Annotated in this window: 14 protein-coding genes; 7 read left to right on the forward strand and 7 right to left on the reverse strand. The window is 70.0% G+C overall.

The window, feature by feature from the left end; all coding sequences use genetic code 11:
- Positions 1–37: 37 nt before the first annotated feature.
- Genes OCQ_RS06120 through OCQ_RS06140 form a run of 5 tightly spaced genes read right to left on the reverse strand, consistent with a single transcriptional unit; the run spans position 38 to position 3,262 of the window.
- The gene (locus OCQ_RS06120) at positions 38–649 is read right to left on the reverse strand and encodes a TetR/AcrR family transcriptional regulator (protein WP_009957220.1); all 612 of its coding nucleotides are present in this window, start codon (positions 647–649) and stop codon (positions 38–40) included.
- A 15-nt stretch (positions 650–664) separates the two neighbouring features.
- Positions 665–1,834 (reverse strand): lipid-transfer protein, encoded by a 1,170-nt coding sequence (locus tag OCQ_RS06125; protein ID WP_014384054.1) that lies wholly within the window; start codon positions 1,832–1,834, stop codon positions 665–667.
- On the reverse strand, positions 1,831–2,280 hold the full coding sequence (locus OCQ_RS06130) for a MaoC family dehydratase (protein WP_014384055.1): 450 nt from the start codon (positions 2,278–2,280) through the stop codon (positions 1,831–1,833). Before OCQ_RS06130 ends, OCQ_RS06125 begins: the two co-directional genes overlap by 4 nt.
- Positions 2,277–2,717, reverse strand: a complete 441-nt coding sequence (locus tag OCQ_RS06135; RefSeq protein WP_014384056.1) for a Zn-ribbon domain-containing OB-fold protein — start codon at positions 2,715–2,717, stop codon at positions 2,277–2,279. The genes OCQ_RS06130 and OCQ_RS06135 overlap by 4 nt, the downstream gene beginning before the upstream one ends.
- Positions 2,717–3,262 carry an FAS1-like dehydratase domain-containing protein gene (locus tag OCQ_RS06140; RefSeq protein ID WP_009957215.1) on the reverse strand — a complete coding sequence of 182 codons (546 nt, stop codon included), beginning with the start codon at positions 3,260–3,262 and terminating at the stop codon, positions 2,717–2,719. The genes OCQ_RS06135 and OCQ_RS06140 overlap by 1 nt, the downstream gene beginning before the upstream one ends.
- A 198-nt stretch (positions 3,263–3,460) precedes the next feature.
- Here OCQ_RS06140 and OCQ_RS06145 point away from each other — a divergent pair, with 198 nt between their 5' ends.
- The 4 genes from OCQ_RS06145 to OCQ_RS06160 all read left to right on the forward strand — a co-directional run bounded on the left by OCQ_RS06145 (position 3,461) and on the right by OCQ_RS06160 (position 8,845).
- Positions 3,461–4,921: an aldehyde dehydrogenase family protein gene (locus OCQ_RS06145; protein ID WP_009957214.1), complete on the forward strand. Its 1,461-nt coding sequence runs from the start codon at positions 3,461–3,463 to the stop codon at positions 4,919–4,921.
- A gap of 132 nt (positions 4,922–5,053) precedes the next feature.
- Positions 5,054–5,962: an alpha/beta fold hydrolase gene (locus tag OCQ_RS06150; RefSeq protein ID WP_014379451.1), complete on the forward strand. Its 909-nt coding sequence runs from the start codon at positions 5,054–5,056 to the stop codon at positions 5,960–5,962.
- Positions 5,963–5,991: 29 nt separating this feature from the next.
- Positions 5,992–7,416, forward strand: a complete 1,425-nt coding sequence (locus OCQ_RS06155) for an acyl-CoA synthetase (RefSeq protein ID WP_014384057.1) — start codon at positions 5,992–5,994, stop codon at positions 7,414–7,416.
- Positions 7,417–7,579: 163 nt separating this feature from the next.
- On the forward strand, positions 7,580–8,845 hold the full coding sequence (locus tag OCQ_RS06160) for an MFS transporter (protein ID WP_009957210.1): 1,266 nt from the start codon (positions 7,580–7,582) through the stop codon (positions 8,843–8,845).
- Here OCQ_RS06160 and dapD read toward each other — a convergent pair.
- The gene (dapD, locus tag OCQ_RS06165; RefSeq protein WP_029385460.1) at positions 8,842–9,795 is read right to left on the reverse strand and encodes a 2,3,4,5-tetrahydropyridine-2,6-dicarboxylate N-succinyltransferase; all 954 of its coding nucleotides are present in this window, start codon (positions 9,793–9,795) and stop codon (positions 8,842–8,844) included. The two genes, OCQ_RS06160 and dapD, sit on opposite strands and share 4 nt — an antisense overlap.
- Before the next feature lie 308 nt (positions 9,796–10,103).
- Here dapD and OCQ_RS06170 point away from each other — a divergent pair, with 308 nt between their 5' ends.
- The 3 genes from OCQ_RS06170 (at position 10,104) to dapE (ending at position 13,341) form a co-directional block, all read left to right on the forward strand.
- Positions 10,104–10,916 (forward strand): PPE family protein, SVP subgroup, encoded by an 813-nt coding sequence (locus OCQ_RS06170; protein ID WP_014379453.1) that lies wholly within the window; start codon positions 10,104–10,106, stop codon positions 10,914–10,916.
- Between the two features lie 37 nt (positions 10,917–10,953).
- Complete coding sequence (locus tag OCQ_RS06175) at positions 10,954–12,114, forward strand: PPE family protein (RefSeq protein ID WP_020415601.1); 1,161 nt, start codon at positions 10,954–10,956, stop codon at positions 12,112–12,114.
- A gap of 162 nt (positions 12,115–12,276) precedes the next feature.
- The gene (dapE, locus tag OCQ_RS06180; RefSeq protein ID WP_009956183.1) at positions 12,277–13,341 is read left to right on the forward strand and encodes a succinyl-diaminopimelate desuccinylase; all 1,065 of its coding nucleotides are present in this window, start codon (positions 12,277–12,279) and stop codon (positions 13,339–13,341) included.
- Here dapE and OCQ_RS06185 read toward each other — a convergent pair.
- The gene (locus OCQ_RS06185) at positions 13,338–15,455 is read right to left on the reverse strand and encodes an ATPase AAA (protein WP_041784835.1); all 2,118 of its coding nucleotides are present in this window, start codon (positions 15,453–15,455) and stop codon (positions 13,338–13,340) included. The two genes, dapE and OCQ_RS06185, sit on opposite strands and share 4 nt — an antisense overlap.
- Positions 15,456–15,501: the final 46 nt, after the last annotated feature.

Raw genomic sequence — 15,501 nt, forward strand, 5'->3', positions numbered from 1 at the left:
CCACACGCAAAGCCGACGATTCACACGCAAAGCCCTGTCACTGAGCGCGGCGGGGCCGCGGCCGGTCGCTGGCGAAGCCGCGCACCACATGGGCGCGCACGAACTCCGCCGCCACGTCGGGATCGTCCATGTCCAGGGTCGACGACGGAGTGCTGAAGAGCGAGAACAGGATCCGTGCGAACCACTCGCCGGCCGCCTCGACGTCGAGATCCTTGCGCACCTCACCCGTGAGCCTGGCGGCCGACAGGTACGGGGCGAAGAACTCGACGCATTCGCGCAGCAGCACGCGGGCGTCCTTGGTCAACAACAGGCTGATCGCCTCCTCGTCAAAATACTTCTCGGAGGCAATGGTCCGCCGCGCCTGAGTGACGAATACCGCTGCGCGACTGAGCTTGTCCTCCAGCGTGCTGCCGCGGCTCATCGCCTTGGTCATCTCGCGGTAGAACTGCTGCGACGCGTGCTCGGCGCACGCCTCGACAATCGCGGCCTTGTCGCTGAAGTATTCATAGATGGTGCTGCGGGATACCCTCGCTTGCTTGGCGATGTCGACGATCGTCGCCTTGTCCAATCCCTGCTTGCCGAAACACGTGAACGCCGATTCGACGATGAGCTCGCGGGTGTCTGCGGCCTGGGCCGGTTGAGTCGTCACAAGACCGATGCCCCCTCAACCCGCCGGCGCGAGGATCAGCCCACTGGTGGGCACGCCGGTTCCGGAGGTGACCAGAACGTGCTCGACGTTGTCGACCTGGTTGTGCGAGGTGCCGCGGACCTGGCGCACCCCCTCGGTGATCCCGTTCATCCCGTGGATGTACGCCTCACCCAACAGGCCGCCGTTGGTGTTGATCGGAAGATCGCCGCCCAACGACAGTCGCTCGACGGTGGCGAAGTCCTTGGCCTCGCCGCGCCCGCAGAAGCCCAGTTCCTCGAGCTGGGTGAACACGAACGGCGTGAAATGGTCGTAGATGAAGGCGGTTTGGATGTCTTGCGGCTTGAGACCCGAATCGCGCCACAGCTGGCGGGCCACCACCCCCATCTCGGGCAGACCGGTGATGTCGTCGCGGTAGTAGCTCGTCATCATCTCGCCGTTGTAGGCCGCGCCCTGCGCGGCCGCGGTGATGACCGCCGGGGGCTGCCGTAGGTCGCGGGCGCGTTCGGCGCTGGTGACGACGAGCGCGACACCGCCGTCGCTCTCCTGGCAGCAGTCCAGCAACCGCAGCACAGGTTCGACGATCCAGCGCGAATTCTGATGATCTTCCAACGTGATCGGACGCTCGTAGAACCAGGCGTCGGGGTTTGTCGCCGCATGCTTTCGGTCGACGACGGCGATCCGGCCGAAGTCCTCGTTGGTGACGCCGTACGTCGACATGTACCGCTGGGCGTGCATCGCGACCCAGGCCGCGGGAGTGAGCAGCCCGAACGGCGCGTAATGCGCCATGAACAACGGGGTTTCGGCCATGCTGCGCCCACTGCCGCCGAACCGGAACCCGGAACGTTCGTTGAAGGCACGCCAGCACACCACCACATCGGCCACGCCCGTGGCGACCGCCATCGCCGCGTGCACCACGGTGCCGGCGGCGGCGCCCCCGCCGTGGTGCACGCGGGAGAAGAAGCTCAGATCGCCGATGCCCACGTTGCGGGCGATGTCGATCTCGTCGCTGGAATCCATGGTGAACGTGACCATGCCGTCGACGTCGCCGGGCGTCAGGCCGGCGTCATCCAGTGCGGCGCTGACCGCCTCGCACGCCAATTGCAGTTCGCTGCGCCCGGATTCCTTGGAGAACTCCGTCTGACCGATCCCCACGATGGCCGCCGCGCCCGGCAGCGTCCGGCTCATGCGCCCAGCCCGTCGAGCAGGCTGAGCACCGCGGTGCCGGAGACGTGGTCGCCCAGGCTGTTGGCCCCCGCGAAGGTCACCTCGACGAAGTTCTCGCCCCCCGAGCCTTCACGCTTTCCGGTGACGCTGCCGGTGAACCGCAGTGGATCGTCCGGAAAGCACGGCACGCCCAGGCGAATCGACAGGTTCTTGACCATCGCCTCGGGCCCCGCCCAATCGGTGAGGAAGCGTACGCAATAGCCGTTGGTGGTCAGGATGTTCATGAACAAGTTCGGCGAACCCTGCTGCTTGGCGTAGTCACGGTCGTGATGCACGGGCATGAAGTCACGGGTGGCGATCGCGCCGGCAACGATCATCGTGGTGGTGATCGGGATTTCCAGGGGCGTGACCTCGTCACCGACCGAAATGTCCCGCCACTGCAAAGTGCGGTTCGCGGTGGTCGTCATGCCTGTCCTTCCGAATCGATTGCGTCAAGGCGCGCTGACCGACCGCGGGGCCGGAATTGATGCAACACGAGGCCGTCGTCGAACGTCTGGTAGTAGACCTGTACCGCCAATCCGGTTGTCACGTCGGGGGGATCGATGCCGGTCAGGTTGGACACCAGCCGCACCCCCTCCTCGAGTTCCACCAGCGCGACGACGTAGGGATAGTCGAAGAACGGAAACTTGGGTTCGTGTGGCATCACGTAGCTGTACACCGTGCCGAGGCCGGAGGCCTCGATCGTGTCCCACTCGAGAGAACGGCAGTGCGGGCACATTGGCCGGGGCGGGTGCCGGAGCTCCCCGCAGCCACCGCATCGCTGAATCAGGAGCTTGTTCTCCCGCAATCCATTCCAGAAGAATTCGGTGTCCGGGGTGACCGCCGGCGCCAGACGGGCCGCCATCAGTTCGCCGGCCTGAATCGCAGCACCCGGAATCGCTGCCGCCCCAACACTTCGCCGTTCTGGTCGGTGTAGGTGGTCAGCCACGTCAGGAAGAAACCGGTGCCCAGCGCCGTCTTCTTCTCGTCGGAGACCGATTCGTAGACCGTCGTCGCGCTGATCACATCGCCCAGCCGAGGGTAACGTTCGATCTCGAACTCCGAATTGGTCGCCACTGTGCTGGTGTAGCCGGCCTCGTCGAGGAATTCCGTTGGGTTGCTTTTGATCTCGATCGGCGCCCCGCCCCGTTCGCCGATTCCCTCCAGTATCGGCGATGGCATCGTCCACGTCTGCAGCATCACCGGTGGCGACACGATGCCGCCGAACCGGGACGAGGCCGCGAACTCCGGGTCGAGGTACACCGGGTTCATGTCGGCCATCGCGTACGCCCAGTGCCGGATCATCGGCTGGTTCACCGGGTCCGGCGCCACCGAGGGCTTCCCGGTGCCGCCGGTCGGCTGCCCGACGAGGGCCCGCACCTTGGCGCTGACGGATTCTGGGTCGGTCACGTAGCAAGCCCCTCTCGCAGAACACCTTGATCCGACAGATTGATGCGATCTGTCTCGCGAGTTGTGTGTACTCTGCGCCGTCGCATGGTGTCAATACAACAGCAAAGTGCGCGAGGAGCTCCGGAATTCATGCAAATGACGATTGACGGCGGCCGCTGGGACGGGTACACCAAGTGATCAGATGACCGGAGGAAGCACATGGCCGATTCGCCCGCCCTTGTTCAGTCCTATCCGCTCTACATCGACGGCGACTGGGTCGAGCCGCAGGACGGCCGCTATGACGACATCTCTCCGTCCACCGAGGACGTGATCGCCACCGCGCCCGACGCCAGCATCGCCCAGGTCGGTGAGGCGATCGCCGCCGCGCGCCGCGCGTTCGACAGCGGACCCTGGCGCACCATGAGCGCCGAGGAGCGCGCCGGGTGCCTCAACCAGTTGGGTGAGGCGCTGAGCAAACACGCCGATGACTTCTTCGCGCTGTCCCAGGTGGAGTGGGGCTGCGTTGCGAACGAACGCCTCATGCAGATCGACGGCGCCGGCTTCATGTCGATGCACGCCGCCCAGCTGGCCACCCAGTTGAAGGACGAAGCGGTCACCGGGATGGGCGCCGGCACCACGTTGCTGCGCCATGAACCCCTGGGTGTCGTGTCGGTGTTGACCCCGTGGAACTTCCCGCACTGCCTCAACGTGATGAAGCTGAATCATGCTCTGGCCGCAGGCAATACCGTCGTGCTCAAGCCCTCGCCGCTGACCCCGCTGGCCGGGCTGGCGCTCGCGCGGATCATCGACGAACACACCGATATCCCGCCGGGCGTGGTCAATGTCGTCACCCCCTCCGGGGTCGAGGCGGCCAAGTTGCTGACCACCGATCCGCGGATCGACATGGTGAGCTTCACCGGCAGCTCGGTGGTCGGCCGCCAGGTCATGTCCGCCGCCGGCGACACGATGAAGCGGATCCTGCTCGAGCTCGGCGGCAAGTCCGCCAGCATCGTCCTGGACGACGCGCAGGTCACCGACGAGATGCTGCAGCAGATGCTGTTCGACTGCTGCTCGCTGCACGCCGGACAGGCCTGCATCCTGCACAGCCGGCTGCTGCTGCCGGACTCGCTACACGACGACGTCGTCGACCGGCTCGCCGCGCTGGCGCGCGAAGTCAAGGTGGGCGATCCCACCGATCCCGACGTTCAGATGGGCCCGCTGATCAGCGCGGCGCAGCGCGACCGGGTCGAGGCCCACGTCGCCGGTGCGCTCGACGACGGGGCGAAGCTGGTGACCGGCGGCGGCCGTCCGGCCGGCTTGGACATCGGGTTCTACTTCGAACCGACGATTCTGTCCGATGTCGAGCCGAATTCGACCATCGCGCAAGAGGAAGTGTTCGGTCCGGTGTTGACGGTGCTGCGCTACCGCGACGACGACGACGCCGTCGCCATCGCGAACAATTCGCAATACGGCCTCTCCGGGGCGGTGTGGGGCGGCGACGTCGACCGCGCCGTCGGCGTCGCACGCCGCATCCGCACCGGACAGATCGCGGTCAACGGCTGCGGCCCGGGCGGCGCGCCGTTCGGCGGCTTCAAACTCAGCGGGCTGGGCCGCGAGGGCGGCGGCATCGGCGGGCTACACCAGTACATGGAGCCGATGGCCGTCGGCGTCCCCGCGTGACGGGCTCCGCTCCACGAAATGCCCTGCGCCAGAGGCACATCCGACGCCGACATGATGCCTTAACGTCGGGCCCGCCGGGCGCCGGCCCGGTCCACCTTTGGTAAACCGTGCGTCCCATGCCAAGCTGCTGACATGGCCATCGAGATCGCCCGCCCCAAACTCGAAGGAAACGTCGCCGTCGGCGAAGACCGCCAGATCGGCTTCGCCGAATTCGGTGACCCGCAGGGCCGCGCGGTCTTCTGGCTGCACGGCACCCCCGGCGCGCGCCGCCAGATCCCCACCGAGGCCCGCCTGTACGCCGAGAACCACAAGATCCGGCTGATCGGCCTGGACCGCCCCGGGATCGGCTCGTCGACACCACATCGGTACGAGAACATTCGCGCGTTCGCCGAGGACCTGCGGACCATCGCGGACACGCTCGGCATCGACAAGATGGCCGTCATCGGCCTGTCCGGCGGCGGTCCGTACGCGCTCGCCTCGGGCGCGGTGTTGTCCGATCGCGTCGTCGCCGCCGGCATCCTCGGCGGCGTCGCGCCCTTCCTCGGCGACGAGGGGATCACCAGCGGCCTGATGAATCTGGGCAAGCGGGTGGCGCCGCTGCTGCGGCTGGGCGGTGACCCGCTGCGGATCGGTGCGAGCCTGGTGGTCCGGGCGATCCGCCCGGTCGCGAACCCCGCGCTGTTTTTGTATGCCGCGATATCGCCCGAGGGCGACCGGCGCCTGCTGACCCGGCCCGAGTTCGGGGCCATGTTCCTCGACGACCTGCTCAACGGCAGCCGCAAGCAGCTGGCGGCCCCGTTCAACGACATCATCCTGTTCACCCGGGACTGGGGATTCCGGCTCGACGAGGTCAAGGTCCCGGTGCGCTGGTGGCACGGCGACAGCGACCACATCGTGCCGTTCGCCCACGGCGAGCACGTCGTGGCCAGGCTGCCCGACTGCGAGCTGATCGTGCTCCCGGGCGAAAGCCACCTCGGCGGGCTGGGGCGCGGTGAGGAGATCCTGTCCACCCTGATGAAGATCTGGGACGAGCGGGGCTGACCTCGTCCGGCGCCGGGTAGCCTGCTGACGTGCTGCTGGCGTCCCTTGATCCCTCGGTCCTGACCGCCACCGATGTCGCCGACGCGGTGCGCATCGACGGCACCGTGCTCAGCCGCAGCGACCTCGCCGGAGCCGCGACGTCGGTGGCCGAACGGGTGGGCGGCGCGGGCCGCGTCGCCATCCTGGCCGCGCCGACCGCCGCGACGGTGCTGGCCGTCACCGGCTGCCTGATCGCGGGTGTGCCCTTCGTCCCGGTGCCCGCCGACGTCGGCGCCGCCGAACGCCGCCACATGCTCACGGACTCGGGAGCCCAGGCCTGGCTTGGGGCAGCGCCCCCAAAAGACTCGGCGCCCGAGGGGCTGCCGCACATCCCGGTGCGGCTGCACGCCCGCTCCTGGCACCGCTATCCCGAACCCTCGCCGGACGCCACCGCGATGATCATCTACACCTCGGGCACCACCGGGTTGCCCAAAGGGGTGGTGCTGAGCCGGCGCGCGATCGCCGCCGACCTCGACGCGCTGGCGCAAGCCTGGCAATGGACGGCCGACGACCTCCTGGTGCACGGCTTGCCGCTCTTTCACGTGCACGGCCTGGTGCTGGGCCTGCTCGGCTCGTTGCGGGTCGGGAACCGCTTCATCCACACCGGGAAGCCGACGCCGGAGGGCTACGCCCAGGCCCGCACCGACTTCGGCGGCACGCTGTTTTTCGGCGTGCCCACCGTGTGGTCGCGGGTCGGCGCCGACGAGGCGGCCGCCCGGGCGCTGGGCCCGGCGCGGCTGCTGGTCTCCGGAAGCGCACCGCTGCCGGTTCCGGTGTTCGACCGGTTGGCCGCCCTCACCGGGCACCAGCCCGTCGAACGCTACGGCGCCTCGGAATCGCTGATCACCATTTCGACGCGGGCCGACGGCGAGCGGCGACCGGGGTGGGTCGGCCTGCCGCTGGCCGGGGTGCAGACCCGGGTGCTCGACGACGACGGCGGCGCGGTGCCGCACGACGGCGAAACCGTGGGAAAGCTCCACGTTCGCGGTCCGATGATGTTCGACGGCTACCTGAACCGGCCGGACGCCACCGCCGAGGCGTTCGACGCCGACGGCTGGTACCGCACCGGTGACGTCGCCGTCATCGACGGCGGGGGGATGCACCGCATCGTGGGACGCGAGTCGGTCGACCTGATCAAGTCCGGCGGCTACCGCATCGGTGCGGGCGAGATCGAGACGGTGCTGCTCGGTCATCCGGGCGTGCAGGAGGCCGCGGTGGTCGGGATGCCCGACGCGGACCTCGGTCAGCGCATCGTCGCCTACATCGTCGGATCCGCCAACGGCGACGAACTGATCGACTATGTCGCGCAACAACTTTCGGTGCACAAGCGGCCACGCGAGGTGCGCGTCGTCGACACGCTGCCCCGCAACGCCATGGGTAAGGTCCTCAAAAAGGAGCTGCTGTCCGACGGCTGAGCGCCTTGCGCGCGAGCGCAACCCCACCGAAAATTTCGGCTCGATTCTTCGCAGTCCCGTTACGCCCGCGGTCCGAGCGGCGGCAGGTACCGTCGTAACGGTGCAAGGACGGAACGTACCCCCCGCCGGCGCCGCCGCGACCGTCGTAACCGCGCCCACGCCGATGCGGCGGATCGCCGTCGCCTGCCTCGTGGGCTCGGCGATCGAGTTCTACGACTTCATGATCTATGGCACCGCGGCGGCACTGGTGTTCCCGATGGTGTTCTTCCCGCACCTCAGCCCCTCCGGAGCCACGATCGCCTCGATGGGGACGTTCGCGACGGCTTTTCTGTCCCGGCCCCTCGGCGCGGCCGTGTTCGGATACTTCGGGGATCGGCTGGGGCGCAAGAAGACCCTGGTCGCCACGCTGCTGATCATGGGCGTGTCAACGGTGTGCGTCGGCCTGGTCCCCAGCTCCGGGGTGATCGGTGCCGCGGCGCCGCTGATCTTGGTCGCGCTTCGGCTGCTGCAAGGGTTCGCCGTCGGCGGCGAATGGGCGGGGTCGGCGTTGCTGAGCGCCGAATACGCCCCGGCCGACCGGCGCGGCCGATACGGCGTGTTCACCTTGATGGGCGGCGGCATCGCGGCCGTGCTGAGCAGTGCGACCTTTCTCGCGGTCAACCTCACCATCGGCGAGGGCAGTGCGGCGTTCCTGCAGTGGGGATGGCGGGTGCCGTTTTTGCTCAGCGCGGTGTTGGTCGGGCTCGCGCTGTATGTGCGCCTGAACATCGAGGAGACCCCGGTGTTCGCGGAGGAGAAGGCGCGCCAGCTGATCCCCAAAACCCCGCTCGCGGAGCTGCTGCGGCTGCAGCGCCGTGAGATCGCGCTGGCCGCGGGCAGCATCCTCGGCGCGTTGGGGTTCATTTACATGGCCCACACCTATCTGGCCATGTACGCGCACTCCCACCTGGGGTATTCGCGCAACTTCATCTGGTTCGTCGGCGCGCTGTGCGGGGTCGCGAGCATGGCGTTCATGGCGGTGTCGGCCACTCTGTGCGACCGGCTCGGGCGCCGTCGCATCATGCTGGTGGGGTGGAGCTGTTGTCTGCTGTGGTCGTTTCTGGTGATGCCGCTGCTGAACACCGGCAAACCCGTGGGGTACGCGGTGGCGATCGTCGGCATGTGCACGGCCGCGGCGATCGGCTCCGGCCCGACGGCGGCGTTCATCCCCGAACTGTTCGCCACCCGCTACCGCTACAGCGGAACGGCGCTGGCGCAAAACCTCGCCGGCATCGTCGGTAGCGCGTCGCCGCCGCTGATCGCCGGGACCCTGCAGGCGACATACGGCAGCTGGGCGATCGGCTTCATGCTGGCCGCCCTCACGGCGGTCAGCCTGGCGTGCACCTATCTGCTGCCCGAAACCAACGGCACGGCGCTCGGCGTCGGTTAGTTGGCGTGCAGGTCCTCGTTGAGGGCGATGCCCTGGCCGCCGCGCGCCACCACCTCCACGGCCCCGCTCAGCGAATTGCGCCGGAACAACAGGTTATTGCCGCCGGAGAACTCCCGCGCCTTCATCTGTTTGCCCTCGGGTGTGATGACCTTGGTGCCCGCCGTGACATAGAGGCCGGCTTCCACGACGCAGTCGTCGCCCAGTGAGATGCCCAGGCCGGCGTTGGCGCCGAGCAGGCACCGCTTGCCGATCGAAATGACCTCGGTGCCACCGCCGGACAGCGTGCCCATGATCGAGGCCCCACCGCCGACATCGGAGCCGTCGCCCACCACCACGCCGGCCGAGATGCGGCCCTCCACCATCGACGCTCCCAGCGTGCCGGCGTTGTAGTTGACGAAGCCTTCGTGCATCACCGTCGTCCCCGGGGCCAGGTGGGCGCCGAGCCGCACCCGGTCGGCGTCGGCGATGCGCACCCCGGTCGGCAACACGTAGTCGACCATCCGCGGGAACTTGTCGACGCCGTAGACCGTGACCGGTCCGTGGCGGCGCAGCCGGGCCCGCACGGCCTCGAACCCCTCGACGGCGCAGGGCCCGCGATTAGTCCAGACCACATTCGTCAATACCCCGAAGAAGCCGCCGGCGTTCAGCCCGTGCGGCGCCACCAGTCGGTGCGACAGCAGATGCAGCCGCAGGTAGGCGTCGTAGGCGTCGGCGGCCGCCTCGTCGAGCGAGCCGATCACCGTGCGCACGGCGACGGTCTCGGTGCCGCGGTCGTCGTCCCGGCCGATCAATGCGGTCAGCTCGGGGGGAACGTCGGACAGCGCGAGTCGCGACGTGGCACTCGCGCCCGACTCGGTCAGTTCCGGTGCGGGAAACCATGTGTCGAGGATCGATCCGTCGGCGGCCAGCGTTGCCAGCCCGATACCTGCAGCTCCAGTCACGGCGGTCAGGTTACTTCCTGGGTGGTTGCGTAGGTCCGTCCACCCTGCACGGCAACGCGGACCCGGGGCGCCGCGAAATACACGGAGTGCGCCGCCGCCTGTGAAACGCTGGCCCGCGCAACGTGATTCGGAGGCCCTCGCTGCGCAGCCGCTGCGCTGCGGGTGTCGAGGCCCACCGTCTTACCAGGTCAACCGCGTGAACTCGGCCGTTTCGGGGTACCTCGGTCCCGGGGATCGGCTGGTCACGTCCTGAGCCTGGTGGGGAGCCACCGGCGCGGGTCCGCAAGGGGCCGGCTCGTTTAGAGAAGGAGAACACCATGTCCTTTGTCACCACACGCCCCGAGGCGCTGATGGCCGCGGCGAGCATGCTCGAAGCGCTCGGCTCCTCGATGGACGCCCAAAACGCCGCCGCCGCGGCGCCCACCACGAGCATCGCCCCGGCGGCGGCCGACGAAGTGTCCGCGCTGCAGGCCGCGCAGTTTTCCGCCTACGGCGCCTGGTATCAGCAGGTCAGCGCCCAGGCGAAGGCGATCCACCAGACGATGGTCAACAACCTGGACACCAGCGCCGGTTCCTATGGCGAGACCGAAACCGCGAATCGGGTGACGACCGCCGCCTCGTCGCTGTCGCCGCTTGCCGCCTCACCGACTGCGGCGGCCGACCCCCCGCCCGCGGGGAGCACCACGCTCGGGACCGGGATCGGGTGGGGCCAGAACGTCGGTGCCGCCGCGTCGGACTTCATCACCCTGGGGGAGGGGCAATTCGCCCCCGTCACCGGCGCCGCGGGGATTCCCAACTTCACTCCCGGGCTCACCTCGGCGTCAGCGCCCGCGCCCGCGGCCCCCGCCGCAGTCGGTGCCGCGCCGGTGCTGGCGAGCATGGGCCGCGGGCCCGCGATCGGCGCGTTGTCGGTGCCGCCCAGCTGGGCGGCCGGCGGTGTCCCGTCGGTGAACGCCACCCCGACGCAGTTGGTCGGCGCGGGCTTTACCAGCGCCGCGCCCCACGCCGCGCCGGTGACGACCGTGCCGGGCGGCCTGCCGTCGATGGCCACGAGCGGACGCGGCGGCTATGGCCTCGGCGCGCCGCGCTACGGGGTCAAGCCGACCGTCATGCCCAAGCCAGCCATCTAGCACCCCACGAACCACAACCGAGAATAGGAGCGACGCAATGTCTTTCGACTTTGGAGCACTTCCCCCCGAGATCAACTCCCTCCGCATGTACACCGGGGCGGGGGCCGCGCCGATGATGGCCGCCGCGGCGGCCTTCAGCAGCCTCGCCGACGAATTGAGTACGACGGCCTCGGCCAGCCAGTCGGCGATCTCTAACCTGACCGGCGAGGAGTGGATCGGGCCCTCCTCATCCGCGATGGCCACCGCGGTCGAGCCCTACATCACGTGGATGCACACCACCGCGGCCCAGCTGCAGCAGGCGGCCTCCCAGGCCATGGCGTCGGCGGCGGCCTACGAGGCGGCATTTGCGATGACGGTCCCGCCCCCGCTGATCGCGGCGAACAGGGCCCAACTCGCGGCCCTGATCGCGACGAACGTCTTGGGTCAGAACACCGCGGCCATCGCGGCCACCGAGGCGCAGTACGGCGAAATGTGGTCCCAGGATGCCGCCGCCATGTATGGCTACGCGGCGGCGTCGGCGGCCGCGGCCAAGCTGAGCCCCCTGACCTCGCCGGCGCCGACGAACAACCCGGGCGGGCTGGGGGCGCAGGCCGCGGCCGTCTCCCAGGCCGCGGCAACGGGCGCGCAGACGAGCGGCCTCCAGCAGACCGTCACCAACGCGCCCAACGCGGTTCGGGCACTGGCGGCCCCGATGGCCGACCCGCCGTCGGCACTGAGCGGGCTGGACAGCTTCTTGGGCAACCCGGTGGTGAACAACGTCGGCAACGCCGGTTTCGACGTGGTCTCCTGGAACGTGTTCAACACCATGGTGTCCAACATCCTCTACAACCACACCCTCGACGTGGCGGCGGCCACCGGCACGGCCGGCGAGGTGGGGGGCGCGGTCGGCGGCGGCATGTTGGTAAGCGCGGCGGCCCCGGCGAGCACCGCGGGCGTCGGCGCCGCGCCGGTGCTGGCGAGCATGGCGTCGGCATCACCGGTCGGCGGCTTGTCGACGCCCGCCGCGTGGTCCGCGGCCACGCCCGCGCCTGCCGCCGCGACGCCTGTGAGTTCGGGGTGGACCGCGCCGGTTGAAGAGCCGCGCACGACGTGGGCGACGGGCATGCCGGCGGTGGCCTCGGCCGGGCGCGGCGGCTACGGCATGGGCCCGCGTTACGGGGTCAAGCCGACGGTGATGCCCACGCGGTTGCTCGTGTAGCCGCTGCGTCCGGCGGCTCGCCATCACGGTCACCCACGGGTGTTGATGGTGGCGACCCGCTGCGCCCGGCTCCGCCGCGCTTGCGATCGCCACTGGGTGTTGATGGTGGCGACCCGCTGCGCCCGGCTCCGCCGCGCTTGCGATCGCCACTACCCTGAGACCGTGCTGGACTTACGCGGGGATCCGATCGCGCTGACCGCGGCGCTGGTCGACATCCCCAGCGAATCGAGGAACGAGGCGCGCCTGGCCGACGAGGTCGAGGCAGCGCTGCGCGCGCAGACCTCCGGCTTCGAGGTCGTCCGCAACGGCAACGCCGTGTTGGCGCGAACCCGACACCAGCGGCCGTCGCGGGTGCTGCTGGCCGGCCACCTGGACACCGTCCCGGTGGCCGGAAACCTGCCCAGCCGTCACGAGGGCGGCGAGCTGCACGGCTGCGGCACCGCCGACATGAAATCCGGGGACGCCGTGTTCCTCCATCTCGCCGCCACCGTCGCCGAACCCGTGCACGATCTGACGGTGGTGATGTACGACTGCGAGGAAATCGACGCGGCGGCAAACGGTTTGGGCCGCATCGAACGGGAACTGCCGGACTGGCTGGCCGCCGACGTGGCCATCCTGGGCGAACCGACGGGCGGCTACATCGAAGCCGGTTGCCAGGGCACCCTGCGCGTGGTCGTCAGCGCCGCCGGGACCCGCGCCCACTCGGCGCGATCCTGGTTGGGGGACAACGCTATTCACAAACTGGGTGCCGTGCTCGAACGGCTGGCCGCGTACGAGGCACGCAGCGTGGACATCGATGGCTGCACGTACCGCGAGGGCTTGTCGGCCGTGCGCATCGACGGCGGGGTGGCGGGCAACGTCATTCCCGATGCTGCCGCGGTGACGGTCAACTTCCGCTTTGCCCCGGACCGGTCGGTGCCCGACGCGCTGCAACACGTGCACGACGTGCTCGCCGGACTGGACGTGCACATCGAACAGACCGACGCCGCGGCCGGGGCGATGCCCGGGCTGTCCCAGCCCGCCGCCAAGGCGTTGGTCGAGGCGGCGGGCGGTAACGTGCGGGCCAAGTACGGCTGGACCGACGTCGCGCGGTTCGCCGCGCTGGGTATACCGGCGGTCAACTTCGGCCCCGGCGACCCGAATTTGGCGCACCGGCGCGACGAACGCGTGGCGGTCGCCAACATCACCGCGGCGGTGGACATGCTGCGCCGCTACCTGGGCGGCTAGCCGCCGCAGCGCCGAGCCTGCGCGGCGGCGTCGGCGGCGGCCGCGTGCATCCCGATCGACGTCAGCTCGTCCGACACCGCCCGCAACGCCTCGGCATCGCCCGCGGTGAGCGCGCGGGCGTGGGCCAACGCGATTCTGCCCACGACACAATCGATCTCGTCGCAGAGCCGGGCCAACGGATCGCCGGCCCGGCTGTCGCCCAACCGCACGGCCTCGTGCCAGACGCGCACCGCCACGGCCCGCTGCCCGCCGCGCTCGGCCGCGCGGGCGGCCTCGCGCGCGGCGGCCACCGCGCCGTGCGAGTCGCGCAGCAACGCCAGCCGCCACGCGCGCGCCACCCCGAGCTCGGGGGCGAACAACGCCGACTTGGTTCCGTGCCGGGATTCGGCCCTGCTCAACGCTTTTGCCGCGGCAGCGGTATCTCCGAGCTGGGACAGCGCCGTGGCCAGCAGCGTCAGCGACAGCGGCCCCCACGAATAGCCGGTGCGCTCCAGAGTGGCGGTCGCCGGGATCAAAATGTCTGCTGCGGAGGCGAATTCGCCGCCGGCAAGCAGCACATGCGCCAGCAGCACCTCGCCGATCGCGCGGCCCGGCTGCTGCAGTTCGGCGAAATCGGTGAACTGCCGGGCCAATTGGCGGGCCTCCTCGAGCCTGCCCGCCATCAACAACGTGGTCGTCTGGCCCAGCCCGATGGTGAAGCGCAGCAACCCGGGATGTTCGGCTCCCAGGGCGCGCTGCGCCAACGGCTCGACGTCACCGAACCGGCCCTGCCGCGCCGCGCACAACGCGGCCGCGCTGCCGGCCCAGGCCACCGCCTGGTCGTCGGCCGACGCCGAGGCCAGCACCTCCTCGGCGACCTTGACCGCGTGCCCGACGTTGCCCGCGTTCATCGCGAAGGTCGCGCTAAGCGCGTCCAGCGTGGTCCGCGGCCCGGCATCTGCGACGCGATTGCGGACGGTCCGCAAGAACGCCGTCGCACGCTCGGGCTCGCTCAGAATCCAGAACTGGTTCGCCGCCCGCAGCAACGCCCACTCCATCAGGGCGGCTTCGGTCAACCCGGCGGAGTCGACGTCGGCCAACAGCGCATCGGCCTCGCGGCCGCGGCCCTGCCAGCCCAGCGCGTGCGCGAGCGCGAGCCGCGCGGCCAGCCCGCCGGAGCGCTCGAGCGCCGAGCGGGCCAGCCGCTCGCCCAGCGCCATGTCACCCAGCCTCAGCGCCTGCTGCGCGGCGGCGACGACGTCGGCGGGCCGTTGGCGCGCGTCGCTGTCTCGCGCCAACGACATCAGCCGCAGCCGGTCGCTGAGATGCTCGGATGGACGCTGCGACAGCAACGTGACCAGCTCGGTGCGCCGTTGTCGCGCGTCGTCGGGGTCCAGCGCGGCCAGCGTCCGCTCGGCGAACAGCGGGTGGGCCGTGTAGACGACGGGGTCCTCGGAGGCCCCGCCCCGCACCCGGGTCTCGGCGGCGCCCCACCTGACCGCCTCGGCCACCGCGCCGTCGCCGGCCAGGACGGTCAGGTCGGCGAGCGACAGCGGCTCGCACACGGCGAGATACTCCAGCACCGACCGGGCCGGCGCGGGCAACTCGGCGAGGAAGGCGTCGACCTCCGCGGGCGGCGTCGTCCCGCCGGGCGGCTCGATATCCATCCGGTCGAGCAGGCCGTCGCTCCACAGCGCGGCGATCGCATCGGGGGAGGCGTCGGCGCGGGCGGTCACGATCAGCCGCGCCGTCCCGGCCCGCGCCAGCTGGTAGACCAGCGTGGCCGACAGCACGTCCAGGTGTTGGGCATCGTCGACGACGAGCAGCAGGTCGTCGCCGCCCAGCGAGGCGCGCGCGGCCCGCAGCAGCGCGGCCGGCTTGCCGATGTCGGCGATCTGCACCAGGTGGCTGAAGGCCCCGAAGGGCACCGCGCGTTCGGTCGGGGTGCCGGTGACCCAGCGGACGAGCGTGTCGGGATGTTGACCGGCGAAGTGCTCGGCGGCCACGCGGGCCAAGGTGGATTTGCCGACGCCGTCGGGCCCCAACACCGCCGCTCCCCGGCCCCCCGCGGCCAACGCCGCATCCAGCCGCTCTGAGGCCGTCGCATGTTGGGGGACGTTCCATCGAATCGGCACTGCCGGATTTTATGGCGCGCGGGCCCGTCGGCACGGCGAAAGCCCC

This window comes from Mycobacterium paraintracellulare (assembly GCF_000276825.1).
GTDB lineage: Bacteria > Actinomycetota > Actinomycetes > Mycobacteriales > Mycobacteriaceae > Mycobacterium > Mycobacterium intracellulare.

What these genes read in the sequence shown, in the direction of transcription:
- OCQ_RS06125 (WP_014384054.1), bottom strand. Translation starts at nt 1,834, where the DNA reads ATGAGCCGGACGCTGCCGGGCGCGGCGGCCATCGTGGGGATCGGTCAG.
- OCQ_RS06145 (WP_009957214.1), top strand. Translation starts at nt 3,461, where the DNA reads ATGGCCGATTCGCCCGCCCTTGTTCAGTCCTATCCGCTCTACATCGAC.
- OCQ_RS06160 (WP_009957210.1), top strand. Translation starts at nt 7,580, where the DNA reads ATGCGGCGGATCGCCGTCGCCTGCCTCGTGGGCTCGGCGATCGAGTTC.
- OCQ_RS06130 (WP_014384055.1), bottom strand. Translation starts at nt 2,280, where the DNA reads ATGACGACCACCGCGAACCGCACTTTGCAGTGGCGGGACATTTCGGTC.
- OCQ_RS06175 (WP_020415601.1), top strand. Translation starts at nt 10,954, where the DNA reads ATGTCTTTCGACTTTGGAGCACTTCCCCCCGAGATCAACTCCCTCCGC.
- OCQ_RS06135 (WP_014384056.1), bottom strand. Translation starts at nt 2,717, where the DNA reads ATGGCGGCCCGTCTGGCGCCGGCGGTCACCCCGGACACCGAATTCTTC.
- OCQ_RS06150 (WP_014379451.1), top strand. Translation starts at nt 5,054, where the DNA reads ATGGCCATCGAGATCGCCCGCCCCAAACTCGAAGGAAACGTCGCCGTC.
- OCQ_RS06170 (WP_014379453.1), top strand. Translation starts at nt 10,104, where the DNA reads ATGTCCTTTGTCACCACACGCCCCGAGGCGCTGATGGCCGCGGCGAGC.